Origin of the sequence: Nocardioides sp. IC4_145, assembly GCF_011250565.1 — a bacterium.
Classification (GTDB): Bacteria; Actinomycetota; Actinomycetes; order Propionibacteriales; family Nocardioidaceae; genus Nocardioides.
This window is the reverse complement of sequence record NZ_JAANMS010000011.1, coordinates 24,248-47,219: the sequence shown is the minus strand read 5'-3', so window position 1 is coordinate 47,219 and position 22,972 is coordinate 24,248. Positions and strand designations below refer to the sequence as shown.

The 22,972-nt window shown below is 69.8% G+C and carries 20 protein-coding genes; 12 read left to right on the top strand and 8 right to left on the bottom strand.

Annotated elements, in window-relative coordinates; genetic code table 11:
• Window positions 1-3 precede the first annotated feature (3 nt).
• The 3 genes from G6553_RS07210 to mobF form a co-directional block, all read right to left on the bottom strand.
• Window positions 4-1,359: a restriction endonuclease subunit S gene (locus tag G6553_RS07210; protein ID WP_166190537.1), complete on the bottom strand. Its 1,356-nt coding sequence runs from the start codon at window positions 1,357-1,359 to the stop codon at window positions 4-6.
• Window positions 1,356-3,341 carry a class I SAM-dependent DNA methyltransferase gene (locus tag G6553_RS07205; protein WP_347565568.1) on the bottom strand — a complete coding sequence of 662 codons (1,986 nt, stop codon included), beginning with the start codon at window positions 3,339-3,341 and terminating at the stop codon, window positions 1,356-1,358. Before G6553_RS07205 ends, G6553_RS07210 begins: the two co-directional genes overlap by 4 nt.
• A gap of 204 nt (window positions 3,342-3,545) precedes the next feature.
• Window positions 3,546-9,443 carry a MobF family relaxase gene (mobF, locus tag G6553_RS07200; RefSeq protein WP_166190533.1) on the bottom strand — a complete coding sequence of 1,966 codons (5,898 nt, stop codon included), beginning with the start codon at window positions 9,441-9,443 and terminating at the stop codon, window positions 3,546-3,548.
• Between the two features lie 369 nt (window positions 9,444-9,812).
• Here mobF and G6553_RS07195 point away from each other — a divergent pair, with 369 nt between their 5' ends.
• From G6553_RS07195 to G6553_RS07185, 3 genes are all read left to right on the top strand, one after another.
• On the top strand, window positions 9,813-10,154 hold the full coding sequence (locus G6553_RS07195; RefSeq protein WP_207619469.1) for a hypothetical protein: 342 nt from the start codon (window positions 9,813-9,815) through the stop codon (window positions 10,152-10,154).
• A complete protein-coding gene (locus G6553_RS07190) occupies window positions 10,135-10,656 on the top strand; it encodes a hypothetical protein (RefSeq protein ID WP_166190532.1) in 522 nt (173 codons plus the stop codon). Before G6553_RS07195 ends, G6553_RS07190 begins: the two co-directional genes overlap by 20 nt.
• A 72-nt stretch (window positions 10,657-10,728) precedes the next feature.
• Window positions 10,729-11,202 carry a hypothetical protein gene (locus G6553_RS07185; protein ID WP_166190530.1) on the top strand — a complete coding sequence of 158 codons (474 nt, stop codon included), beginning with the start codon at window positions 10,729-10,731 and terminating at the stop codon, window positions 11,200-11,202.
• Here the strand turns inward: G6553_RS07185 and G6553_RS07180 are convergent.
• Window positions 11,195-12,322 carry a restriction endonuclease gene (locus tag G6553_RS07180; protein WP_166190528.1) on the bottom strand — a complete coding sequence of 376 codons (1,128 nt, stop codon included), beginning with the start codon at window positions 12,320-12,322 and terminating at the stop codon, window positions 11,195-11,197. The two genes, G6553_RS07185 and G6553_RS07180, sit on opposite strands and share 8 nt — an antisense overlap.
• 174 nt (window positions 12,323-12,496) lie before the next feature.
• Here G6553_RS07180 and G6553_RS07175 point away from each other — a divergent pair, with 174 nt between their 5' ends.
• The 9 genes from G6553_RS07175 to G6553_RS07140 all read left to right on the top strand — a co-directional run bounded on the left by G6553_RS07175 (window position 12,497) and on the right by G6553_RS07140 (window position 18,257).
• The gene (locus G6553_RS07175) at window positions 12,497-12,886 is read left to right on the top strand and encodes a single-stranded DNA-binding protein (protein WP_166190526.1); all 390 of its coding nucleotides are present in this window, start codon (window positions 12,497-12,499) and stop codon (window positions 12,884-12,886) included.
• 14 nt (window positions 12,887-12,900) lie between these two features.
• Window positions 12,901-13,929: a DUF4192 domain-containing protein gene (locus tag G6553_RS07170; RefSeq protein WP_166190525.1), complete on the top strand. Its 1,029-nt coding sequence runs from the start codon at window positions 12,901-12,903 to the stop codon at window positions 13,927-13,929.
• A 14-nt stretch (window positions 13,930-13,943) separates the two neighbouring features.
• On the top strand, window positions 13,944-14,099 hold the full coding sequence (locus G6553_RS07165; RefSeq protein ID WP_166190523.1) for a hypothetical protein: 156 nt from the start codon (window positions 13,944-13,946) through the stop codon (window positions 14,097-14,099).
• Window positions 14,096-14,449, top strand: a complete 354-nt coding sequence (locus G6553_RS21040) for a hypothetical protein (protein WP_242680101.1) — start codon at window positions 14,096-14,098, stop codon at window positions 14,447-14,449. The genes G6553_RS07165 and G6553_RS21040 overlap by 4 nt, the downstream gene beginning before the upstream one ends.
• Window positions 14,430-14,858, top strand: coding sequence for a DNA-processing protein DprA (locus G6553_RS21035; protein ID WP_347565564.1), 429 nt, complete (start codon window positions 14,430-14,432; stop codon window positions 14,856-14,858). Before G6553_RS21040 ends, G6553_RS21035 begins: the two co-directional genes overlap by 20 nt.
• 574 nt (window positions 14,859-15,432) lie before the next feature.
• On the top strand, window positions 15,433-16,092 hold the full coding sequence (locus tag G6553_RS07155; RefSeq protein ID WP_166190521.1) for a thioredoxin domain-containing protein: 660 nt from the start codon (window positions 15,433-15,435) through the stop codon (window positions 16,090-16,092).
• A gap of 221 nt (window positions 16,093-16,313) precedes the next feature.
• Window positions 16,314-16,868: a vitamin K epoxide reductase family protein gene (locus G6553_RS07150; protein ID WP_242680100.1), complete on the top strand. Its 555-nt coding sequence runs from the start codon at window positions 16,314-16,316 to the stop codon at window positions 16,866-16,868.
• A 13-nt stretch (window positions 16,869-16,881) separates the two neighbouring features.
• Complete coding sequence (locus tag G6553_RS07145) at window positions 16,882-17,667, top strand: cytochrome c biogenesis protein CcdA (RefSeq protein ID WP_166190615.1); 786 nt, start codon at window positions 16,882-16,884, stop codon at window positions 17,665-17,667.
• Between the two features lie 56 nt (window positions 17,668-17,723).
• A complete protein-coding gene (locus tag G6553_RS07140; RefSeq protein ID WP_166190517.1) occupies window positions 17,724-18,257 on the top strand; it encodes a TlpA disulfide reductase family protein in 534 nt (177 codons plus the stop codon).
• Between the two features lie 301 nt (window positions 18,258-18,558).
• On the opposite strand, the gene G6553_RS07135 is transcribed toward G6553_RS07140, so the two are convergent.
• From G6553_RS07135 to G6553_RS07120, 4 genes are read right to left on the bottom strand one after another with little or no spacing between them, the layout of a single operon-like run.
• A complete protein-coding gene (locus G6553_RS07135) occupies window positions 18,559-19,542 on the bottom strand; it encodes a M56 family metallopeptidase (RefSeq protein WP_166190516.1) in 984 nt (327 codons plus the stop codon).
• Complete coding sequence (locus tag G6553_RS07130; protein ID WP_166190514.1) at window positions 19,539-19,904, bottom strand: BlaI/MecI/CopY family transcriptional regulator; 366 nt, start codon at window positions 19,902-19,904, stop codon at window positions 19,539-19,541. Before G6553_RS07130 ends, G6553_RS07135 begins: the two co-directional genes overlap by 4 nt.
• Window positions 19,901-22,057, bottom strand: coding sequence for a cytochrome c oxidase assembly protein (locus G6553_RS07125; RefSeq protein WP_166190513.1), 2,157 nt, complete (start codon window positions 22,055-22,057; stop codon window positions 19,901-19,903). The genes G6553_RS07130 and G6553_RS07125 overlap by 4 nt, the downstream gene beginning before the upstream one ends.
• On the bottom strand, window positions 22,054-22,764 hold the full coding sequence (locus G6553_RS07120) for a copper resistance CopC family protein (protein ID WP_166190511.1): 711 nt from the start codon (window positions 22,762-22,764) through the stop codon (window positions 22,054-22,056). The genes G6553_RS07125 and G6553_RS07120 overlap by 4 nt, the downstream gene beginning before the upstream one ends.
• Window positions 22,765-22,972: the final 208 nt, after the last annotated feature.

Below are 22,972 nucleotides of genomic sequence, written 5' to 3'. Positions count from 1 at the left end.
TTCTCAGCTCGCCTTCCGTGCTGTCCGTACGTCGATCTGCCCGGTCACCGCTGCCGTGATCAGCGCCGAGCGCCGCTCCCTGGCGAGGGCGATGTGCTCCTGGGGCTTGGAGATGAGGGCGTCGATCTGCGTGGTCTGCTCGTTGATATGCGCGACGATGTCCCGCTGCTCATCCATCGGAGGGATCGGGATCGGCAGGTTGTCCAGATCGTTCTGCTTGATCCTTCGGTCGAATGTCGTGTTGGACCGGGTGTACAGCCGGTACTGATCGAAGTACGGGGCAGAACGGAGCACAGCGTTGAGGTACCAGGGGTCGAGCACGTCCGCGATTTCGAAGACCCGATAGTCCGGGCTCACGGCTCCGCGCTTGTCGGAAACTCCGATCGCACCGCCAATGAGCCACATCGGATTCACGACGAGATCGTTCGGACGAGCGACGAAGTACCGAGGGATCGAAGCGTCTGAGGCGTTCTGCTGAACCGCCATCGTCGACCGATCAATCAGATGCCCCTTGACGGTCAGCGACAACATCAACTCAGTGCCCGCGACATTGCGCTCTTCCCGGGGCAGACAGACCGTCTTGAACCGCTCCATGCCCCAGGTGTGTGGCGCTCTCACGAGCCACGGTTCGACGGCCAGCGAACTCCCCCATCGTGTGACGTCGTGCTCGCCAGATTCCTCGCCCCGAAGGCCAGTTAGCGTCGTGGTGGTGATGACCGCAAGCCGGCGCTCCTCGAGGTGGCGGATCAGTTCCTCCTGCTTGGCCACGAGCGCGTCGATCTGGGCCGTCTCGTGATCCAGAAATTCGGCGATGGCGCGCTGTTCGTCGGGCGATGGAAGCGGGATCGTGACCTTGTTGAGATCGGTACTCCTGATCCCGACGCGGGTGACGCCGGCCGCGGTGACGCCCCACTGACGCGCAATGGGTTCGGAGTCGAGTGTCCAGTAGAGGAACTTGGGAACGACCTTCTTCGTGTGGGGCCGGATGATCGCGAGGTGGTAACCGCAGATGAGGTCGTCGGCCTCGTACTCGACGAAGGCAGGTACGCCGATGTCGTCGGCGGTCTCGGAGTCCTTGGTGATGAGGGTGTCTCCGACCCGGATGCGGAACTTCCTGATCTGCTCCCGGGTCGCGGTGGCTGCCATAAAGTCGAGCGAGTCGACAATCGAGTCGTTCTTGTAGACGTCCACGTAGTTGCAGAGCCGGACCGAAGGCTGCCCCTCGACCGAGTGCTTGTCGACGTTGCTCGTCCATGCATCTGCGACCTCGAAGAGTCGAGCCCCGGTCCAACCCGCCGGAATGTCCCCAAGCCACTTGTGAACGCGCTCGGCGACGGCATCTGCGACTACGACGCTCACGACTCCACCTCGCGCAGAAGGGTCATGATCTCGCCGACGACTCGCTCGAGGTCCGCGTCGATCTCTTCGAGCGGCCGGGGCGGCTCGTAGGCGTAGAAGTGCCGTGCAAACGGGATCTCGTAGCCGGTCTTGGTCTTGTCCCAATCGATCCAGGCGTCGTCGACGTGAGGCTTCACCTCGGCATCGAAGTACGCCTGCACGGTCTCCTCGAGCGCCTCGTGCGTCTTGGGGTAGCCACCCCAGCCGAACGGGACGTTCTCTGTGTCGCGCAAGGCCGGGTCAGGCTCGATCTCGCCCTTGTTCTTGCCCGACGTGCTTCGGCAGTAGTCGGCTGTCTCGTCGTGGACGCCGATCGTCTGCCACAGGGTCTTGCGCTGCGCGGCTGTCAGGCTGACACCGTGGTCACGTAGATGGATGCCGATGTCCTTGTTGAACTTCTCGCGGTTGAGGTAGACCGCGTCGCCGAAGGACTCGAGTGCTTCATGCAGACCGTCGATCTTGCCGAGCGTCTTTTGCTCCGCGACGGCGCTGATCGTCTCCGAGGTGCACTCGAAGCGCAGCTGGAGCGGGCGCTCCACGGTGACGTTCCAGTACGCGAAGTCACGGTTGCCGAACACCTTCACCGGGACCTCAGCCCCACCGCCCGCATTCTCCAGACCGGCGAATGCCCGAACGATGTCCTTGCGGTCCTTCTCGGAGATCTCCACACGCTTGGAGCCGATCGACTTCCGCAGCTTCGAGCCCAGCCCGGTGGCGTCGATCAGCTGGACGGTGCCCTTGCGCTCTGCGGGCTTGGAGTTCGACAGGATCCACAGGTAGGTGGCGATACCGGTGTTGTAGAACATATCGTTCGGCAGCGCGACGATCGCCTCGACCAGGTCGTTCTCGAGCATGTGCCCGCGGATCTCCGAGGGGCCGGAGCCAGCGCCGCCGTTGAACAGCGGCGAGCCGTTGAGGACGATGCCGGCTTTGCCGCCGCGGCCGGTCTCGTCGACGTCACGCATCTTGGATGCGACGTGCAGCAGGAACAGCATCGCGGCGTCGCCGACAGCCGGCAGCCCCGGAGCGAACCGGCCCTGACCGCCACGTGCGTGCTCGTTCTTCACCTCGGACTCGACGGCCTTCCAGTCGGTCCCGAACGGTGGGTTGGAGAGCACGTAGTCGAAGCGCCGGTCCTCGAACCTGTCGACGACTAGCGTGTCGCCCTGGCGGACGTTCGACGGGTCCTGACCCTTGATGAGCAGGTCGGCCTTGCAGATGGCGTAGGTGCGCGGGTTGATCTCCTGCCCGAACAGCGCGGTCGATGCGTCCGGGTTGAGGCCGTGCAGGTGCTCGTCGGCGACGGTGAGCATGCCGCCAGTGCCGACGGTCGGGTCGTAGATCGACCGAACGGTGCCGCGATCGCGCAGCGCCTCGGTGTCCTCGGCGTAGACCAGGTCCACCAGGAGCCGCACGACGTCGCGCGGCGTGTAGAACTGCCCGGCTCCGTCGTTGGCGGACTCCGCGAACCGGTAGATAAGGTTCTCGAACAGGTCGCCCATGTCGGCGTTGGAGACCTCGTCGGGCGACAGGTCGATCCGCTCGAAGTGGCGAGTGACCTGCGCGAGCCGGTCGCGTGAGTCGAGCGTGCGGATCACGTTCTCGAAGTCGAAGGACTTGAAGACATCGAGGTTGGCCGAGAAGCCGCCGACGTAATCGATGAGGTTCTCTGCCAGGTTGTCTGGATCCTGTAGGGCCTTCTCCAGTGTGAAGTCGCTGGTCGTCCAGAACGAGAGCCCGGCGGAGTCCTCCGTGCGCGTCCTTATCTTCAGGTGGGTTCGCCGCTGCTGTTCTCCCTGGTACTGCGCGACGATCTCCGCCATCGCCTCGCGGTGCGGGCCCATGACGCACTCCAATCGGCGCAGGACCGTGAAGGGCAGGATCACCGAGCCGTACTCTGCCTCGGCGTACGGACCCCGGAGGGTGTCGGCAACACTCCACACGAAGCTGGACAGGACGGACACGGCAGGGGGTTCTCCGGATTCTCAGACGCCAGGGCGTGCCACCTGAGCCACCGGCAGAGGCGGTTCACACGACACGTGGGACCACCCTAGTGACGACGGCCGACGGAGATAGGCGACTCGAGAGAACGGGCCGAACCGGTGCCTGAGTTGCCCAGTGCGGAGGGCCGCTCAGGGCGGACGCTGTCAGCGGCGCGGAGTGCCGCGCCGCGGCGGCCGCGGACGGTTGACGTCCTCCCGGTCGCGCGCTGCTCCCTGCGACGCGGTCGGCGCCGGCGTGTCCTCGCTGCCGTCGATCATGAGCTCGAGACGGGAGACGATCCGGTAGCGCAGATGGCGGGCGGGGCTGTCACCCAGCGGCTTCTCGGTGACGATCGCACGGGTGGCGGCACCGACGTCGTGCCCCTGCTCGTGGGCCTGCTGCAGCATCGCCGCGGTGGCCGGCCAGTCGCCCTGCTCGAGCAGGCGCGGGTCGAGCTCGCGGGCCAGCGGCGCCCACCGCTCGGCGGGCGTCTTGTCGGCCGCGGCCGCCAGACGAGCGCGGACGCCGCTGCTCTTGTGCAGCTCGGCCAGAGCAGCCTTCCGCGGGTCAGCATCCCAGCTCTTGACCGCGTCGCGCAGGTCGCGGCGGGCCTGGAGCTGGGACAGCTGCAGCCGTGCCCGCACCTGGTTGACACCCGGCTCCCAAGCCCGGCTGGGACGGGCCGAGAGGATCCGCATGGCCGCCACCCGCGCCTGCTCGGGCGCGAGGTTGTCGAGCCGCTCGGCGAGGAGCTGGTCGCCGAGGGCCCGGAAGGCGGGCTGCCCGCTGGCCACCGCGGCGGTGAGCGCGGCCGGACCGCGCTGGGCCAGCAGGTCGGCCGGGTCGAGGCCGTCGGGGAACCGGGCGAAGCCGGGGTCCATGCCGTGCGGCGTGAGCATCCAGAAGTCGCGCTCGGCAGCGACCTGGCCAGCCAGGTCGGCGTCGGTGGCCACGATCGGGTCGCGGCCCACGGCGGCCAGCTGGGCGGCCTGCTCGTCGGTCAGGGACGTGCCGAGAGGGGCCACGCCGAGGTAAAGGCCGGCGCTGGCGATCGTGACGGCGACGGCGTCCATCGGGCCCTCGACGATCACCGGGACGGCACCCTCGGCGAGCAGCTCGTCGACGACGCCGAACAGCTGCGCGCCCTTGTGGAACAGCGGGGTGTCGGCGGTGTTGAGGTACTTCGGTCCGGCCTTGTCGGCGTCGTTGAGGTCGGGGCGCCGCCGGCCGACGAAGCCGAGGACCTCGCCCTGGTGGATCACCGGGAACATCACACGGTCACGGAACCGGTCGATGAAGCGTCCGGTGCTGGCCTCGGTGGCGACGCCGGCGGCCAGCATCTCCGCGTCGCTGACACCGCGGCCGCGGAGGTGGTCGACCAGGTTGGTCCACCCCGCCGGCGCCTGACCGGGGCGGAACCGCGCGTCGCCGGCGAGGTCGACCCCGAACCGGCCGATGAGGTAGTCGCGGCCCCACGAGTCGGTGAACCGGGCCTCGAGGAAGGCCTGGGTGAGCTCGTTGATCTCGACCATGCGCTCACGCGTGACGGGGGAGGAGTGCCACTCCTCAGCCCGCTGGTACATGAGCCGGATGTCGGCCTCGGTGGGCTCCAGCCGGGTGCCGCCGAGGTCGCGGAGGTAGGCGGCCAGCGTGAGGTCGGGTTCGACGTACTGGTCCTCGTCGACGTCGACGACCAGGTCCTCCTCGAGCGCGTCGACCAGGTGCTCGTCGACCACGTCGACGGGCGGCTCGAGGTCCTCGGCCAGTGGCCAGGGCGCGTCGTCGGGGTGGTCGACGAACGCCACGGGGTCGGCCTCGACGCCCTCCCACAGGTCGGCGGGCGGCTCGTCGAAGTGAACCTCGTGCGCGTGCTCGTCGGGGGCGGTCTCCATCGCGATCGAGGTCCGCCAGACCAGCGCCTGGCACTCGTCGACGCCTTCCCAGCCGTCGCTGGGCATCGCTCGGCCGGCGCCCAGCAGGGCCTCGAGCTGCCAGCCGCGCTGCAGGCCGTGGTCGACGTTGGAGACCAGCGCCGGCCACCAGGTGCTGGCCTGGATGCTCGCGGCACGCTCGGGACCGAAGAGGTCCGCGAGCCGCGGCGCCCAGTCGGTGGTGACGCTTTCGCCGTGGGAGCCGTCGCCGATCTGCGCGGCGACTGCCGGCGTGAGCTGGCGGGCCATGCGCCACCAGATCGCGGCCGCGGCGTGCTCGTCGGGGAGCGGGCCGGCCGGGTGGTCGGCGGCAGTGGCGGTGCGCAGCAGCTGGTGGGCGGTGACGCCGGCGCGCGACATCGCGGCCAGCCGCTCTGCCAGGAGCGGGGTGAACTCGTCGTCGCGGACCTGCGGGGCCAGCGTGTAGAGCAGCTGGCGCCATTCCTTGAGCGCCGGCGTGTGGTCTCCGATCACGGCCCGGTTGAGGCGACGCTGGTAGGTGGAGGAGGCCTTCTGCAGCTGCGGAGCCCCGGTCGGTCGCCGGTCGTCGATGGGGACCTGCATGGCTGCGCGCCAGACCTCCACGTCGGCCACCGTGGCGGCCTCGGGACGGATGCCGTTCTGCGCCCACACCGGCAGCGAGGACTGCTCGGTGGCGCGGGTGTGGACCTGCTCGGCGAGCTGCTCGACCAGGTGCGCGCGCTGGGAGAGGTAGGCCCCCCAGTGCGGGTCCTCGGCCAGGCGGGCCGGGATCCCGGGCATCCACGGCAGCGGCCCGGCACCGGCGTTGCGCAGGCCGGAGGCGTCCAGGCGCCAATCGAGGACCGCTGCCCGGTCGCGCGCGCTCTCCAGCTCGCGGTCGCCGGCCGCGGCACGGAGCGCTTCGACGGGGTTCTCCCCGGTGGCGCCGAGCAGGAGCAGGTGGGCGCGCAGGGTGGGCCAGGCGGCCTCGTCCGACAGCCCGGGCGCTAGGGTCTCGACGGCGGTGTCCAGCGCGTCGTCCAGGTTGACCGTGGTGCCGTCGGCGCCGGTGATGGTCTCGTGGCGCAGCAGGTCCTCGGCGGCGACGTAGAGGGTGTCGAGGTAGCGCTGGGCGGCCTCGCCCAGCCGGGTGGCCGGGTCGGCCTGCTCGCGGATCAGGCTGGTGGCGGACCGCTGGGCGTCGTCGAGGGCCAGCATCGACTCGAGGATGTCGGTGGGGGTGAGCGGCCGAACCAGCGTCGGGTGGATCACCGAGTGCGGGTCGCCGTCGCCCACGACCTCGAGGTAGACGTGGTTGGCGTGCGCGCCGCGGGTCATCATCGTGTAGAGCTGCTGGCGCGACTCGGCGCCGGTGGCCAGGCCGTGCATCGTGTCGGCAGTGACGCCTTGGGCGGTGTGCACGGTGCACGCGTAGCCGAGCTCGGCGGAGCGGGCGACGTAGTCGGCGGGCAGGCGCACGGTGCGGCCGTGCTGGGTGTGCTGGACGGTCAGGTCGCCGCCGTCGTGGATCTCCAGGACGGTCCAGCGGTCGCCGTTCTTCACCCAGTCGGTGGCTGAGGTGCGCAGCCGGCGGTCGTTCTCGCGGGTGATGATCAGCTCGCCGATCGAGGCCTCGTTGCCGTCGGCGAGCCGGCGGACCGGGCCACTGGCGGCGACGTCGGTGGGGTCGATCCCCTCGAGGCGGTGGGCGCGGGCCTGCTGGTTCAGCTCGCTGACCAGGTCGCGGGTGGGGGCGAGCATGATCGAGTCGAGCCCGGCGGCGCGGTCGGCCTGCCAGGCGGCGAAGACGTCCTCGGTCATGGTGGCCAGGTCGCCGACGTGGACCCGGTCGCGGTCGAGGTAGAAGCCGAGCGCCTCGGTCTTGCCCTCGCGCAGCGCGAGCGAGGCGGCGCCCTCGGCGGGGTCCTTGAACCGGACGAGCTCGGTGAGCTGCAGCGCACCGTGGGTGGCGCGGATGTCGCGGAGCACGCCGCCGGCGCCGATCGCGGAGAGCTGCTGGTCGTCGCCGATCAGCCGGACGCTGCCGCCGCGCTCGAGGATGTAGGAGACCGCCGCGTCCAGCGAGAGGGTGTCGGCCATGCCGGCCTCGTCGATGACAACGAGGGTGGAGGAGTCGATGCCGGCGACCCAGTCCGGCATCGCGGCGCCGGTCTCGCGGGCCTGCTCGAGGGAGTGGGTGAGCTTGGCCAGGGTGTCGGTCTGGGTGTCGATCTGGGAGCGCAGGGCGTCTGCGGCCGCGGCTGAGGGGGCCAGGCCGATGATGGTTCCGCCGCCGTCAGCCCAGGCGCTGGCCAGGGCTCGCACCGCGGTGGTCTTGCCCGATCCGGCCGGCGCGATCGCCAGCTGGAGCCGGGCGCCGGAGGTGGCCATCTCTCGGACCAGGGAGGCCTGTCCGGCGTTGAGGGTGATGCCGTTGGCGGTCGACTCCAGCAGGGCCAGGTCGACCGACGCGGCCTCGACGGCGTACCCGTCGTGGCGGCCGGCGGCGTCGACCAGGCGCTGCTCGGCGGCCAGCACCTTGCTCGAGGTGAACAGGTCGGCCCCGGCCTGGGTGTAGACCGAGGAGCCGTCGGCGCGGCGCAGCTCGGCCGGTTCGCTGATGGTGTCCCAGGGGCGGGCCATGCTCACCGAGTGGTCGTCGAGGACCTCGCTGACGAGCAGGTCGACGACCTGGGAGACCTGGTTGGTGGGCACGTTGGCGGCCCGGACCTGCCGCTGGACCTCGGCGTAGACGTGCCAGTACTGCCAGGTGGACCGGCTGCCCTCCATCGTCGCCACGATGCGGTCGGTGGTCTTGGCGAACCAGGCTGAGTCGGCCAGTGAGCGGGCGGCGCCCTTGGGGTTGAGGGCGCCGTGGACCATCTGCTTGACCCGCTGCGGGGTGCCCAGCACCTCGACGGCCTCGCGGTGCCAGGCATCGCGCTGCTCGGCCAGCGAGCGCGGCTCGTGCTTGGCCTCGCGGGTCTCCAGCGTCGCCTGCTGGGACAGCTGGATGGTCTCGACCGGGGTCGGGGGACGGCCGTGGGTGGCCTGGAACGCGGCCGCGAGGACCTTGCGGCGGTCCTCGACGTTGAGCCGGCGCTTGGAGAAGCGGCGGTTGAGCTCGGGGTCGACGCCGACGATCTCGCGGATCGGCCGCTTGCGGGCGTCCTCGTTCGGGCGCTCGGCGAACTGGACGCCGAGGGCGTCGACCAGGTGCCGCTCGAGCGCGGTGTTGTAGGTCTCCGAGGCCGAGACGACCGCCTTGTGCAGCGGTCGCCCGTCGATGGCCAGCCACTTGCCGTCGAGGGTCTGGACCTTGTTCGCCACGGCCACGTGGGTGTGCAGGTCGGGGTCGCCGGCGCGGGAGTCGCGGTGGGTGAACGCGGTGGCGATCAGGCCGCGGACGTCGACCTGGCGCACGCCGTTGGTGCCCTGGCGGGTGAACAGTGCCTTGGACTCGATGAAGTCCAGGGCGTCCTTGATCGCCGCTTGGTGGGCCCGCTCGATCACCGCGGCGGTCTTGGGGTCGGAGATCGCCCACAGCACCGAGACGCTCTTGACCGGGGAGAAGGTCAGGTCGTAGCCGGCCACGGCGTTGGTCTTCGGGCGGGAGTGCTTGGCGATCGTGGCGGCGAGCTCGCGGGCGTCGGCCGGGTCGCGGACGTGCTCGGCACGGAAGAACTCTGCGGCCACCTCGGTGCGGATCTTGGCCCGGTCGGCCGCGGGGACCGGCCAGTCGCCGGGCAGGCCGGCGGCCTCGTTGAGGGCTGCGATGCGCTTGGCGACCTCGATCCGGAACGGTGAGACGTCGTTGTCGTAGACCTTGTACGGGGTGCCGAGGCGGACCGCGGTCTTGTAGTCGGCTCCGGTCGGGCGGCCGGCCTCGTCGCGGCCGATGCGCAGGTCCAGCTCCTTGGTCCGCTGGGTGGCCAGGGGGTGGTGTCCGGAGCCGAACAGGCTCTGCATGTGGTCGGCGGTGACGATGTCGCCGGCGTCGAGTCCTTCGATGCCCTCCATGCCCGATCCGAGCCACACGCCGGGGGTCTCGCCCTTCTCGGTGTAGTAGCTCGCCAGCCCGGTGTGGCCCTTGTCGGTGGCGTCCATCGCTGCGACCTGGCGGGTCAGGTAGTCGTACCCCGACCCGGCCGTCAGCTTGCGGAGGCTCATCGTCACGGTCACCTACGTGCGTGCGCGCGCGGCAGGCGATCACTTTCGGTCGGATTTCTGATGTGTTCTTTCTATTCGGCGAACCGAGAATGCAAGAGGTGTGTGGCACTTGGTCGGTCGCGCAAATCTGGGGGGACGCTGAGGGGTGCCGGTGACGGCTGGGGCGTCGGGTTCGGATCGGGCTGGCTGGCTGGCTGGGCAGATTCGGCTGGGGCCGTGGAGGAGCGGATTGCGAAGGTTTCTGCGGTTCGGTGATCGCTCGGGGACCGGGAAGTGTCCTAGGTGACTGTGAGAGTCCATGTCGACACGAGTGAGGACCGGATGAGTCAGCGGACGATCAAACAGCAGGCGCGGCGTACGGCACGGGAGATGGCCGAGAAGCGGCGCAGGGAGCGCGAGGGGCGAGAGCGCCGGGTGATCGACCTGGCCGAGCAGGTCATGGTCGCCATCGGTGAGCGCGACGCGGCAGTGGCCGAGACCGAGAAGCGCGCCGGTGCTGCGCTGCGGGAGTTGACCGAGCGCGAGGGCCTGTCCCTGAGTGAGGCCGTCGAGTCGTGCGGTGACACGGTGAGCGTCCGGGAGGCCACGCGGCTGCGGCGGCTCGCCAGTGAGCCCATGGCCGAGGACGGTGGCGGCGAGCAGGGCGGCGACGGCACGGCCGGGCTCGTGGCTACCGAGAGCGGGGGAGCGGGTGCCGGTTCGGCGGCTTGATGACGCCGGCCTCGCGGCGGTCGCGGCAGCGATCGCCGATCCGGCGGTGCTCACGCGGTACCGGGCGAAGGTCGCCACGGTGCCCGGCACTATGTGCCTGTGGTGGACCGGCGCCGTGGCCGGTCGGTCCGAGGGTGAACGTGAACGCACAGACGGCGGCGGGCATGGCCGGTTCTGGTACGCGCCGGTGCGGGTGATCATCGCCCACCGGTTCGCGTACGCGGTCATGCACGGCGTGGACGCGCCCGCGAAGGCGCGGCTGCTCGGGCACCGCTGTCACAACTCGCTGTGCCAGCGGATCGCATCCGATCACGTCGTGGTGTCGAGCGCGGCGCAGAACCGGCGTGAGCGGGCGGTGCTGCGACGGCTGCCGTACAGCCCGTTGGCCGGCCGCGCGGGCCGTGTCGGCGGGCGCGGGAACCGCGCGACCTGGCGCGTGAGGACTCCCAGCTCGTGGCCGACGACCTTGCGCGGCTCCAGGAACTGCTGGGGGAGCAACTGACCCTGTGGTGACCAGCCGGACGCAGAAGGCCGCCCGCACCGTCGATGGTTCGGGCGGCCTTGGGTTGTTCCGGTGACGAGCCAGACCACGATCCCGGTCGGGATCTACTGGAAACCCGGCGTGTGGGACCTCGCCCGATCGGCCTACATCGCCGACCTTGACACCGACGTCGACTCACCCGGCTCGTTCGTCGGATGGCTCGCCCAGGCGCTCGAGTTCCACGCCAAGCGCTCACCACAGCAGCGGGCGGAGCTCGCGGCCGCCGGCCAGAACCATCCCGCCCTGGTCAGCGTGACCCGCAAGAGCTCCAACAGGAAGCATGACCTGCCCGCCTCGACCATCGAGGCGGTCGAGGACGCACTCGTGGCCGACCGTCAGGAGCTCGGCCGGATGCTCGCCCGCTCGACGTTCGCCCAGGAGGCAGTCATCGCCGCGGCCGAGGAGGCCCGCCGCGGGCTCGGCCGAGAGCTGCCCCCGCCACCGCAGAAGCTCAGCAACCGCCCTCCGCGCCTGCCACGCCGGCAGCCGGCGGCCAGGCTCATTTGAGCTGTATGCGGAGCACGGCTGCTGCTTGCTGGAGGGTCTTCTCGGCCTCGGACAGGGTGCGCTCTTTGCGCCGCCTCTTGTAGAGAGGGTTATCACTGTCCCTGAGTTGCTCGAGGCCATGCAGCATCAGTTCCGACGCTCGTTGGCGCTCGACGAGCTGCTTCGCGCCGCGGCGCTTCCGATCGCTGATGGGCACCTTAGTCGCGTCCTCGATCTGCTGCGACCAGCGGATGGCGCGGTTCTGCCGCGACTCGAAGGTCAGTGCCCCGAACGTAGTCCGCTGGTCGGGCACCGGAGATCTCGGCGCCATGCCGCGCGCCGCGTCATTGACGGCGACGACGAGCCCCTCCGGCGTGAACTGAAAGAGCGCAACCCCGAGCCGGTCCGCCTCAAGAATCGCCGCGGTGGTGTAGCTCGAGGCGTAGAAAATCCGAGTCCGGAAGCCGTGGGCCGCCCCGATTAGTCGCTGAATGTCTGGCCGGCCCGTGGAGCCCTCGTGATACTTGACCTGCGCGGCAGCGTCTTGCGCAACGACGTCGAGTCCTGCGTCGGCTCCGCGTGGCGTGACCGTCGCGCCGCTGAACCCGAGATCGGCCATGTGCGCAGCCGCCAGCAGCTCGGCGTCTTGCCAGGTCATGACGGAGCGCCCCCATCGCCACGCGCCGGTGGATCCGGGCGGGGGAGCCGTAGCAGCCCCGGGATCGGCCGATGCCGACGGCGGCGGGGGAGGCGCCTCGGTGGTGGGTCCCGAACGCGAGCTGGCCCCGCCGGTCATCTGCAACGCGCGGAGGTCTGGTTCCTGAAGCAGCAGGGTGAGGCACAGCCCGCGTGGGTCGGAGACGTCGACCGACTGGCCGATCAGACGCTTCTTCCCCAGCGCGATGGTGAAGGGGCGATCGATGGCTCGGGTCGACCTGCCGATCATGGAGAGCGTCAGAAGCCTGCAGTCGGTGGCCACGACGAGCGCTGGTGCCATGCCCGTGCTGATCGCCACCCACTCCGCACGTTCGTGCGGCCGGAGTTCTGCGAATAGGCGGTCGGCAACCTTCTCCAGTTGGCGACGCGCCCCGCGGTCGCCGGCAAGCGTTGCGGTGCGGTGATCGTTGCTCAAGCGGTCCACGCCGCGATCCTGCCCGGACGGTCCGATGCGTGCCGTCGGAAACAGTGATCAGGTCGACGTCCGCGTCGCCGAGGTCGTGCAGGAAATCTTCCCAGACCTGATCGCTGCACGGAACCGATCGGACCTAGGTGACTGCGGGAGCGATTGCCTTTCGCTGTCACCTAGGAGGAAGTCATGTCCACCACCGGCACCTTCGCCGGCAACCTGGCCGAGGCGCCAGAGCTGCTCCACACCCGCGAGAACAAGCCGTTCGTCAGCCGCCGGGTCCTGGCCAACCGCCGGACCCAGAACGACCAGGGGGAGTGGGTCAACGACGAACCCACCGCCCTCAACGTCAAGCTCTCCGGCTCGGCCGCCACCCACGTGCACGACAGCTGCGGATCCGGCGACCCGATCTTCGTCCATGGCCTCGAGCGCACCGAGGCCTGGGCTGACAAGGAGACCGGCGAGAAGCGCACCAAGGACGTCGTGATCGTCGACAACCGCTTCGGCGAGGTCTGCCTGTCGCTCAAGTACGTCTCCGCGCGCATCGAGCGCGCCCCCCACGCGGCCCAGGCCGGCTGAGGAGGTTCGCTCTGATGGATCTCGTCGTACAGTCCCCGGACGAGCTGCTGGCCGCGGTGCCGCACGTCCTCGGCTTCAAGCCGGAGGAGTCGATCGTGCTCGTGCCCTTCCGGCCCGGGCTGCCCATCACTCGCGTCGACCTGCCGAAGACGGCCGTAGACCGTGAGGACGTGTGGGAGGCCCTCAGCGGCCCGTACGGCCGCCACGCCCGCCCCGGAGCCCGGCTGGCGATCCTCTGCTTCACCGAGGACCGTCGCAGCGCCGAGCTGGCCAGCCAGCATCTGTCCAACCGGCTCGAGACCCTGGGCATCAGCACCCACATCCGGCTGTGGGCCGACGGCGAGCGGTGGCGTGAGTTCAACACCGGCCAGACCGGGCTGCAGACCCAGGCGACCGCCGAGCTGATCGCGGCCGCCACCGTCCTGACCGGCGCCGCCCAGCCGGCGGCCAGTCGCGCCTCGCTGGCCGCCTCCATGGTCGGTGACCGGGAGCCGATCGCCCAGCTGCTCCCCGCGGCCCGGGCCGCGGCCGCGGACAGCACTCCCGCCCTCGAGCGGGACTGGGCACTGGACCGGCTCGAGCAGTTCCACGCCGACGGCAATCGGCTCTCCGACGTCGACGGCGCACGGATGCTGGTGGCCCTGGAGACGATCAGCACCCGCGACGCGCTCTGGGAGGACATGAGCCGCGAGAACCGCACCTCCCACATGGCCCTGTGGAACGACCTCACCCGCCGCGCTCCTGACGAGGTCCGCGCGGCGCCGGCCTCCATGCACGGCTTCGCCAGCTGGCTGCACGGTGACGGGGCGAAGGCCTGGTGCGCCCTCGACCAGGTGCCCGCCGACCGGCCTTACCCCATGGCCGTCATCGCCTCCTCGGCGCTGCAGAACGGCATCCACCCCCGCGAGTGGGAGCGGTACCAGACCCAGATGCGTGGCCTCGCCGCCCAGCTGGACGAGTCCTTCGTCCCGAAGCCACCCGGCCAGCAGCGCGACATTCCGGGCACGCAGCCCATCACCGACCGTCCGGCCCCGGGCCGCTGAGGAGGACCACCGCGATGGACCACGACGACGACACCCCGGTGCAGCACAGCACCACCGACCGGCAGCTGCGGCGCCTGGTCGTACCCGAGCCCGCGGCCTACGCGGCCGACGAGCGCCTCGACGTCATCCACGAACCCGACCTCGACCTGCTGTGGGGAGGCCCGGAATGAGCACCCCGCACGCCGACGTCGACGATCGTCTGGCCCGCGTCAAGCTGAGCAGCGTCATCGAGCTCGGCGACCTGCGCGTCACCGGCTTGGTCAGCGAGCTCGGTGCCAGGAAGGTCCTCGACTACCTCGAGGCCGCTGGCGAGGTGGAGAACCACTGGGGCTTTACGATCGGCCACGAGTTCGCCCGCGTCGATCCCGGCAAGGTCCTCGAGCAGGCCGCCGGCCGCGGCATCCGGTTCGTCATCCCCGGCGATACCGAGTGGCCGACCAGCTCGCGGGGCTGCGTGCCGCCGGCGCACTGCACGACCGCGGCGGCGAACCCGTCGGACTGTGGGGCAGGGGAGGGCTGACCTCCACCAGCTCGCAGCCAACGCCGTGGCCGTAGTGGGGGCGCGCGCCGCGACGGACTACGGGACGCATTGGGCCACCGAGCTAGGCCGGGACCTCGCGGCCATGGGCCACCCTGTCGTCAGCGGATCGCTACGGCGTCAATCAGGCCGCCCACCGCGGCGCCCTCCTCGGGGGCGGCCGGACCATCGCCGTGATGCCGTGCGGGGTCGACCGGCCTACCCGGCCGCGCACGCCCAGCTGCTCGAGGCGCTCGTCGATCGCGGCCTCGTCGTGACCGAAGCGCCACCCGGAACCGCGCTCACCCGCACCCGGTTCCGCGCGACGAACCGGATCGTCGCCGGCCCGTCCGATGGCACGGTGGTCGTCGAACGAGCCTCCCGCAGCGGCCCCCTACCCACCGCGCGGTAGATCGACGCCTTGCACCGGCCCGTCATGGGCGTTCCCGGTCCCGTCACTAGCGCCGCCTCGACCGGCGTCAACCAGCTGATCCGAATGAGCAAGGCCGGCCCGGTCATCAAGGCGCAGGAAGTCAGCGCCGACCCTACGACCCCCATCTGCTCGACCGCGGCCGCCGCCCAGATGTGCGATGACACCGGTGGGGTGGCCGACGTGTTGGCGGTCCACAGGCCCATCTCGAGCGCGTCCAGAAGCGAGGTCGATGCGCAGGCACTTAGACAGCTGCCAGCCTACGACGCGGCGGGAGGCGACGTACTCGCCCCTCGTGGCGCGACGGCGCACGACGCGGCCCTCGGACTGGTTCGTGCTCGGCCTCGTGACGCTGGTAGGCGACCACGGCAAGCACCGGATGGTGGTGTTGAGCGGCTCAAGCCCCGGTCGGTTGTGTGTCCAGGGTCCGGGTTGGCCGTGGCGGCGGCAACCTCGACGGCGGAGTCGCGGCCGGTGCGGGTGTGCCCTCGATTGTCGGTGCCCTGGAGACGTCACTACTATGTTGCGTAGTAATCGCCGGAGGAGTCGAGGTTTGATGCGTACGCAGACGAAGGTCGCGGCTGTCGCCGCCCTGGCCCTGGTCGTCTTGATGATTGCGGTCTTCGTCGTAGCGCAGCAGCGCGGAAGCGAAGGTCCTCAACCGGTCAGCAGTCCGGAGGAGCGCAGTGCGGTCGTCCGCGAGGACAGCCGAATACTCGGCGAAGAGGGTGCCAGCGGGACGACCTTCGTGGAGTTCCTGGACTTTGAATGCGAGGCGTGCGGCGCCGCCTTCCCCATCGTGGAGGAGCTTCGGGAGGAGTACGCCGGCGAAGTGACCTTCGTGGTGCGCTACTTCCCGCTGCCTGGTCACTTCAACGCCGAACGCGCCGCCCGTGCCGTGGAGGCCGCCGCACGCCAGGGCGAGTTCGAGGCGATGTACAAGAAGATGTACGAGACCCAGTCCTCGTGGGGCGAGGCTCAAGAGCCGCACGACGACCTTTTCCGCAGCTTTGCCGAGGACCTGAGCCTCGACATGGCGCAGTTCGACGCCGACTACGTCTCCAAGGAGGTGGCCGAGCGAGTGCAGCGTGACGTTGACGATGGGCTGGCGCTGGGCGTTCAGGGAACGCCGACGTTCTACATCGACGGTCAGCTTTTCCAGCCGCAGAGCGTCGAGGACTTCGACACCGCGCTGAAGGAGGCGATCGAGAAGTGACCGATGGCCGCCCGGGTCGCAGTTCGGGACTCGGATCGCGGCACCGCGGTGCCTGGCCGGCTACTGCCGCGGGCGCCGCACCGCGGAAGCGCTCGTCGCTTTTGGCCGCTGAACGGCCAGGTCCACCTTCGAACGCTCCTGCGGCCGCCGGACCGGCCTCGGCTGGCGAGCGAGTCGACGTGCGCCGAGCATTCGACGATCGGCGCCTAGCGTGGGGGCTGTTGGTCGGCGCTCTGGTTGGCCTGATCGCCTCCGCGGTGCTGCTCATCGAGCGGCTGCGCTTGGCTGAGGATCCGACCTACGTTCCGTCTTGCAGTCTCAATCCGGTGCTGAGTTGCGGCTCGGTGATGGCCTCGGATCAGGCATCGTTGTTCGGCTTCCCTAATCCATTACTTGGCGTTGGCCTGTTCCCGGTGGTGGTGACCACCGCGGTCGTCTTGCTGACGGCGGCACGGCTGCCGCGCTGGTATTGGCTGGGACTGCAGCTGGGGGTGACGGCGGCACTGGCGCTGGTGGGGTGGTTGGCCTTCCAAAGTCTGTACCGCATCGGCGCCCTGTGTCCGTACTGCATGGCCGTGTGGGCGGTGGTGGTGCCGATGTTCTGGTATCTGACGTTGCGCAATGCCGAGGCCGGTGTCTTTGGCGCTCGGCTGGCGCGGAGCCGGGGGCTGCAGACGGTCCAGGCATGGCACGCCCCCATCTTGCTGCTGGCCTACCTGGGGGTGCTTGCACTGATCGGGGTGCGGTTCTGGTCGTATTGGTCGACGTTGGTGTGACGGGCGGGTGACGATGGACCTCGGCGGCGCGCAAGGCGCCATCCTCGACGGCTCGATGTTGGTCGCGTTGCCGGTCGCGTTGGCGGCGGGCTTGTTGTCGTTCTTCACGCCGTGCTCCTTGCCGCTTGTGCCGGGCTACCTCTCTTATGTGGCCGGGATGGCGGGCGCTGAGTCGGAGGTGACGCGCGAGCTGCGCGGAGGCCGTCCGGCACGTCGGTGGCGCACGGTGACCGGCGCCGGCTTGTTCGTGCTGGGGTTCGCGGTCGTCTTCACCAGCTACGGGTTGGCGCTGGGCTCGATCGGCGCGCAGTTGGCGACAAATGAGACCGTCATCTGGCGCGTGTCTGGTGCATTGACCATTGCACTTGGGGTGCTGTTCGCCGGAGTTGCTGGTCGGCTTCCGCTGTTGGGTCGCACGGTCCGGCCTCGTCTGCTACCCCGAGCCGGTCTGTGGGGTGCACCAGTGTTGGGCGCGGCCTTCGGTGTCGGCTGGACCCCGTGCGTGGGACCGGCTTTGGCGGCGGTGTTGACATTGGCGACCACCTCGGCGACCGCTTCGAGAGGCGCGGTCCTGTCGTTGGTCTACGCCTTCGGTCTGGGGGTGCCGTTCCTGGTGGCGGCGGTGTCCTTGACGCGGTCGATGCGGCTGTTCCGCTGGGTCGGAGCGCACTCGATGTGGGTCACTCGGGGTGGTGGACTGCTGTTGATTGGGGTCGGGGTGTTGCAGGCGAGTGGGGTTTGGTCGGAGCTGGTCGCCCAGTTGCAAACGGTCGTCGCCGGTTGGCAGGCGCCGTTGTGAGCGCCTCCCGTGCGCGTACCAGACGGATCCTTGCCGGGGCGCTGGGCTGCGCGTTGGTGATCCTCCTGGCGCTGGTCACGTTCTGGCCTGATCGGGTCCCCGAGGGAGATTCGAGTCTCGAGGGTGGTGTCGTCCAGGTCTACGACGCGCAGGACCGCGTCGAGTTGGCGCCGTTCTCGGTCCGTACGCTCGACGGCGCCCAGCTTGACGGTGACGACCTGGTCGGAACGATCACCGTCGTCAACGTGTGGGGGTCGTGGTGTGGTCCGTGCCGGGCGGAGGCGCCGGACTTGGTAGCGGTCGCATCGGCGGCGCGCGAGCGGGTGAGGTTTTTGGGCATCAACGTGCGGGACAGCCCAGATGCGGCTCGCGCGTTCGAGCGGAAGTTCAAGGTGCCCTACGACAGCGTGCATCCCGACGACAGCGGCGAGGTAATCCTGGCGTTCAGTGGGACCCTCACCGCAGCCGCCGTGCCGACGACCGTCGTGTTGGACGCTCGAGGCGCAGTAGCCGCTCGGGTGATTGGACAGGTGGACCGGTCCACGCTGGAAGGTCTCATCGAAGAGGTCTCAGCTACCTCGGCACGCTAACGAGCACGTCCGGTCGTCGGACGGTCCCGCGACGTCAGACCCGCGGGTCGGGGGCCCGCCACGTAGCCCCCGCCGGATGGTCCGGACTGCCACGTCTCTGCGGACATTCGTCGGGCGTGATTCGGTCGCTGTCGAGCCCGATATGGACACGCCTGCTTCCTGGCCCCCGAGGTGGATGCGCGTACGGACCCGCGTGGGCAGGTCGGTTGTCGGCAGCGGCGGCGGCGTGGCGTGGCGGTTCGACGACGGGGACGGGTGTCGGACGGCGGAGCCGGGCGGGCCGGCCGGCCCGGGCCGATCGTCAGGAGGGTTCGACCGCTAGCGGAGCGATGGCGCAGCACTCGCGTGCGGCGGCCTCGATGGCGGGGGCCAACGCGATCGAGACCGGTAGGGACAGCACGGCGAGCGCTGCTACCGCAACGATCGAACCTTGACCTGCTCGGCGGCGCGGGACCGGCGCGGTGAGTCGTCGGACCCGCTGGACTGCGGCGGTGTCGCTGGCTCCTAACGCGACCTCGGGTCGCGTACCTGTCCCCAGCGCGACGAGCGCCTGAGCGAGGGTGCGGCGCTCGGGCGCGGTGGTGGCGGCGTCATCGGCGGCCATCTCCACAAGCACCGTGATCTCGCGGTGAGCGGCGCTGAATAGTGCAACGCGGGGGAAGGTGGTTCGCAGGGCGTCTGCGCAGGCTAGAGCGAGGTCGTGCCGTGCGCGCAAGTGACGGCGCTCATGGCCCAGGACCAGGCGTCGTTCGCCGTCGGTGAGCAGTGCCAACGCCGCGGTCGAGAGCACGACAGTGCCGTGACGGCCGGGATGGCCGGCGATACCGGGCAAGCAGTAGGCCATCGGCTCGGCGTGCTCGATGATGGTGAAGCCTTCGGGGTGTCGGTGACCGACCAGCGCCAATGTCTTGCGTTGGGCGCGGCGGGCTCGGCCGGCTCGGTGGATCCGCCAGGTGACGGCCAGGGCGAGTTTGGCCGCGAGGAACCCGACGACGGTGAGAGCAGCAACGCCCGGCCACGGGCCCATCGGAGTCTCGTAGTGCTCAATCACTGTCAGCGTGTGGGCGCCGAACATGCCAGCGACGGCATGTCGCAGGGGCAAGAACGGAAGGGCCAGAGCTATGGCGACTAACAAGCTGGCCAGCACGACGGAGAACGACAGCGCCTGCCAGGCCAGGATCCCGCAGCGGGGCGAGCGGTTGATCCAGGTCCACCGGCGCAGGGCCTGGGCGCCGCCGCTGCCGGCAGCAACTACGTAGGCCGTCAGGAGCAGCGCGGCGGTCATGACGGTTCCTCCGGTCGCTCGCGCAACGCGGCGCGTAGTTCCGCAACTTCGCCGGGGTTGAGTGTCTCGACGAAGCGCAGCAGCGTGGCGCTGCGGTCGGTGCTGTCGGCCAGCACCTGCCCGAGCAGCGCGGCGGTGTGTTCTTCGCGTGTCGAGCTGGCTGCATAGAGGTAGGCCCGGCCCTGCTTCTCGCGGCGAACCAGGCCTTTGGAGTGCAGATTGTCCATGACGGTCATTACCGTGGTGTAGGCCAGGGTGCGTTCCTGAACGAGGTCTTCGAGCACTTCGCGGACGGAAGCCGGACGGTTCCATGACCACAGGCGCTGCATCACTGCCGCCTCGAGTTGTCCGAGCTGTCTCATGCGTCGCTGTCCTTCGTCGATGTGTCGCCGCTGCTTGTCATGGTAGGCGTTGACGACTGTTGGCCCGCGGTGGAGAGCCGGCGCAGGTAGTCGTTGTACTGCGCCAGTTGTCGTCCGTTCTCGCGGTCTTCGTGCCGGTCGAATCGCCGCCGCTCGCGCCGATCGGCGCGAACCCACGAAACCAGGAGCGCGATCGCCATCACCGCCAGGGGGTACTCGCCCATGCCCCACCCGATGGACGCGCCGAGGTGTTGGTCGCCGGCCAGCGTGTCGCCCCAGCCTCGTCCGAGGGCTGCGAACCAGTCTTCGGCCAGGATGCGACTGCTGGACATGAGCGTGACCGAGAACAAGGCGTGGAACCCGAAGGTGATCATGACCAACAGCGCCCGCAAGGGGTACGGAGGCCGTCGCAGGCCGGGATCGTCGCCGACGATCACCTCGGCGAACAGGTAGCCCGACACCATGAAGTGCACCGTCATCAACACGTGGGCGGTGTGCGCCTCCAACGATGTTTCGAACAGCGAGGAGTAGTAGAACGCGACCATGCCAACGACGAACAGCGCCGAGGCCACCACGGGATGGCCAAGCAGCTGTGCCGGCAGGGAGTGGACCAGTTGCAGCAGCCATTCCCGTGGGCCGCGCGATCCGTCGGTTCGGCGGCGCAGCGCGCGCAACGCCAGCGTCACTGGTGTTCCCAGCACCAGGAACGTCGGCACCGCCGTGGCGATGGTCATGTGCTGGACCATGTGCATGCTGAACAACACGCGCCCATAGGTGTTCGGCGCGCCGTTGGTTGCCCAGATGAACAACAACCAGCCGGTGATCCAGGAGGCTGTGCGCAGCCTGGACCAAGCCACGCCCCGTCTGCGCAGCCGGCGCACGCCAATGAGATACCAGGCGATCGCCGCGATCGCGATCGGCAAGAACAGGGTGTCCAAACTCCAACGGGTGAACCAGCCCGCCGCGTCAAGGGCCGGCGGCATGGCCTTACCGAGCATGGACTGTGCGGTCGTGAGGGGTTCCTGGCCGCCCGCTGGGGCTGGAGGTGCGGTACGGCTCAAGGCGACGCCGATACCGGCGGCGCCCGCCAGCACGACGAGTTCGACGGCGACCAATCGCGCGAAGACGCCGCCGACGTCCTTCCCGGACCCGCCCGTGCCGCCCGTGCCGCCCGCGCCGCCCGCGCCGCTGGTGTTCGTCTCGTGGTCGTTCCCGTCGAGCCGGTCGATGATGCGACGGCGGTGCCACCATCCGGCCGCGGCGAGGCACGCTACGGCGGCCGCCTTGACGGCCAGCAGCGCGCCGTACGTCGACCACACCGCGTCCACGCTGGGTAGGCGAAGCCAGGCGCCAGCGATTCCCGAAGCGCTGACAAGCACCAGGCACCAGCCGGCTAGCACCGAGTATCGTCGAACGACCGCCGCCAAGCTCGGTCCCGACTGCCGCCGGATGAACGCTAGACCTACGAGTCCGCCGAACCACACGCTGACGCCAACCAGGTGCACCATCTGGAGGTTCACCGTGTCGTTGTGGTTGAGCGTGCCGGCCGCGTGCCCGGTCAGCGCGATAGGCCACAACGCCACGACGGAGGTCGCGGCGACGAGCCCGAGGGTGGCGGTGCGCTGGAGGAGGGCTGAGCCCACCGCGACCACCGCGGTCAGCGCCGCGCCCCACAGCAGGTACTGGCCCAGCTCATAGGAGCGAGCGAAGAACATGACCTCGCTCCAGAAGCCGGACTGGCGCGGAGTGGTGCCTGAGGCGTCGGCATAGACCAGGGCGAGAAGCGCGCCATCGGCGACGACCCAAGCGGTCGCGCAAAGTTGTGCGAACAGCACCAGCCGCCGGCGAAGCCCATCCACCTTCTTCTCGTCGTCGCGCGGCTGCGCCGGGGGCACACAGGTTGCAGCCAGCACCAAGGCGCCGACCGCACACATCGCAACCAGGTCGCGCAGCACTTGAACAGTCGGCAGGGCCACCCTGGCGGCGACCCCGGAATCGGGCAGGCCAGGCACACCCAGGGGCGCCAGGCCGCCGGACAGCCCGGCGGCCAGTAAGGTCACCGCAACCGTCCAGGCCAACAGCGCGGCGAGCAAGACGGGGGCGCGGCGTCGCGCGAACCTTCGTTCGACGCTGCGCGCGGCGGGAGTGGTCACAGGTTCTTCCGGCGGGCCAGGCGGACCGCCGCCAGCACTGCCAGCACCAGCAGGACCGCCAGCGTTCCGCCTGCCAAGAGCACCGCGGCCCAAGGCGTGCCAGTGGATCGCGACGAACTGTCGGTGGCACCGGGAGCAGACGTCGACTCCTTGCCGCTCCCGGTGGACGTGGTGGGTGTGCTTGACGATTCCGCGGCGGCAGGCGCCTCGCCGGCAGGAGTGCTGGGGGTCTCGCGGGGTTTGTCGCTGGGCTTGTTGCTGGGCCGGTCACCGGGCTCGTCACGGGCGGAGGTTTCGGTGGCCGCGACCGTCAGGGTGCTCTGCCCTGTCACCGGGTGTCCATCGCGCGAGACCACTCGGTAGACCACGGTCCACTCCTGGGCCTGGTCTGCTGCGCCGGCGAGAGAGTCCGGAACTTTCGCGACCAGCGTGCTGGTGTTGGAGCCGCGCTGCAACTCCGCGCGCACCGCGCCCTCGCCGTTGACGCGCACGGCAACGGTGCTCAGGTCCGGTGTCATCTGCTCGGAGAACACCAGGGTGATGGTCGATGGGGGGTGTGGCACTCGGGCGCCATCGGCAGGGTCGATGGAGATTAGCGCGGTGTGGGCGGCCGCCGGCGCCGATCCGCCGAGGAGAACAGCGCCGGTCAGCACGGCGCCGGCCAGCGGCCACAGCGCCTGGCGGTGCTCGGCCAGCCAGCGCGGCACCGCTGCGGCTGCCCTCGCAGTTGCCCTGCCGACTACCAGCGCACCCCGCGAGCTGCGGGCTGGATCAGCAGCGCGGCTCTCGGCTACCCGGTGCTCGGCGACGCGCGTCGTCGGGGGTAGAAGGGTCATCGCCGGCCCCGCGCGATCCAGTACATCGCGACAGCCGTGGCGACGAGCGTGAAGAGGCCGATGACCACGGTGGAGAAGG

What these genes read in the sequence shown, in the direction of transcription:
- G6553_RS21040 (WP_242680101.1), top strand. Translation starts at nt 14,096, where the DNA reads ATGAGCACCCCGCACGCCGACGTCGACGATCGTCTGGCCCGCGTCAAG.
- G6553_RS07170 (WP_166190525.1), top strand. Translation starts at nt 12,901, where the DNA reads ATGGATCTCGTCGTACAGTCCCCGGACGAGCTGCTGGCCGCGGTGCCG.
- G6553_RS07195 (WP_207619469.1), top strand. Translation starts at nt 9,813, where the DNA reads ATGGCCGAGAAGCGGCGCAGGGAGCGCGAGGGGCGAGAGCGCCGGGTG.
- G6553_RS07175 (WP_166190526.1), top strand. Translation starts at nt 12,497, where the DNA reads ATGTCCACCACCGGCACCTTCGCCGGCAACCTGGCCGAGGCGCCAGAG.
- G6553_RS07155 (WP_166190521.1), top strand. Translation starts at nt 15,433, where the DNA reads ATGCGTACGCAGACGAAGGTCGCGGCTGTCGCCGCCCTGGCCCTGGTC.
- mobF (WP_166190533.1), bottom strand. Translation starts at nt 9,443, where the DNA reads ATGAGCCTCCGCAAGCTGACGGCCGGGTCGGGGTACGACTACCTGACC.
- G6553_RS07135 (WP_166190516.1), bottom strand. Translation starts at nt 19,542, where the DNA reads ATGACCGCCGCGCTGCTCCTGACGGCCTACGTAGTTGCTGCCGGCAGC.
- G6553_RS07145 (WP_166190615.1), top strand. Translation starts at nt 16,882, where the DNA reads ATGGACCTCGGCGGCGCGCAAGGCGCCATCCTCGACGGCTCGATGTTG.
- G6553_RS07165 (WP_166190523.1), top strand. Translation starts at nt 13,944, where the DNA reads ATGGACCACGACGACGACACCCCGGTGCAGCACAGCACCACCGACCGG.
- G6553_RS07130 (WP_166190514.1), bottom strand. Translation starts at nt 19,904, where the DNA reads ATGAGACAGCTCGGACAACTCGAGGCGGCAGTGATGCAGCGCCTGTGG.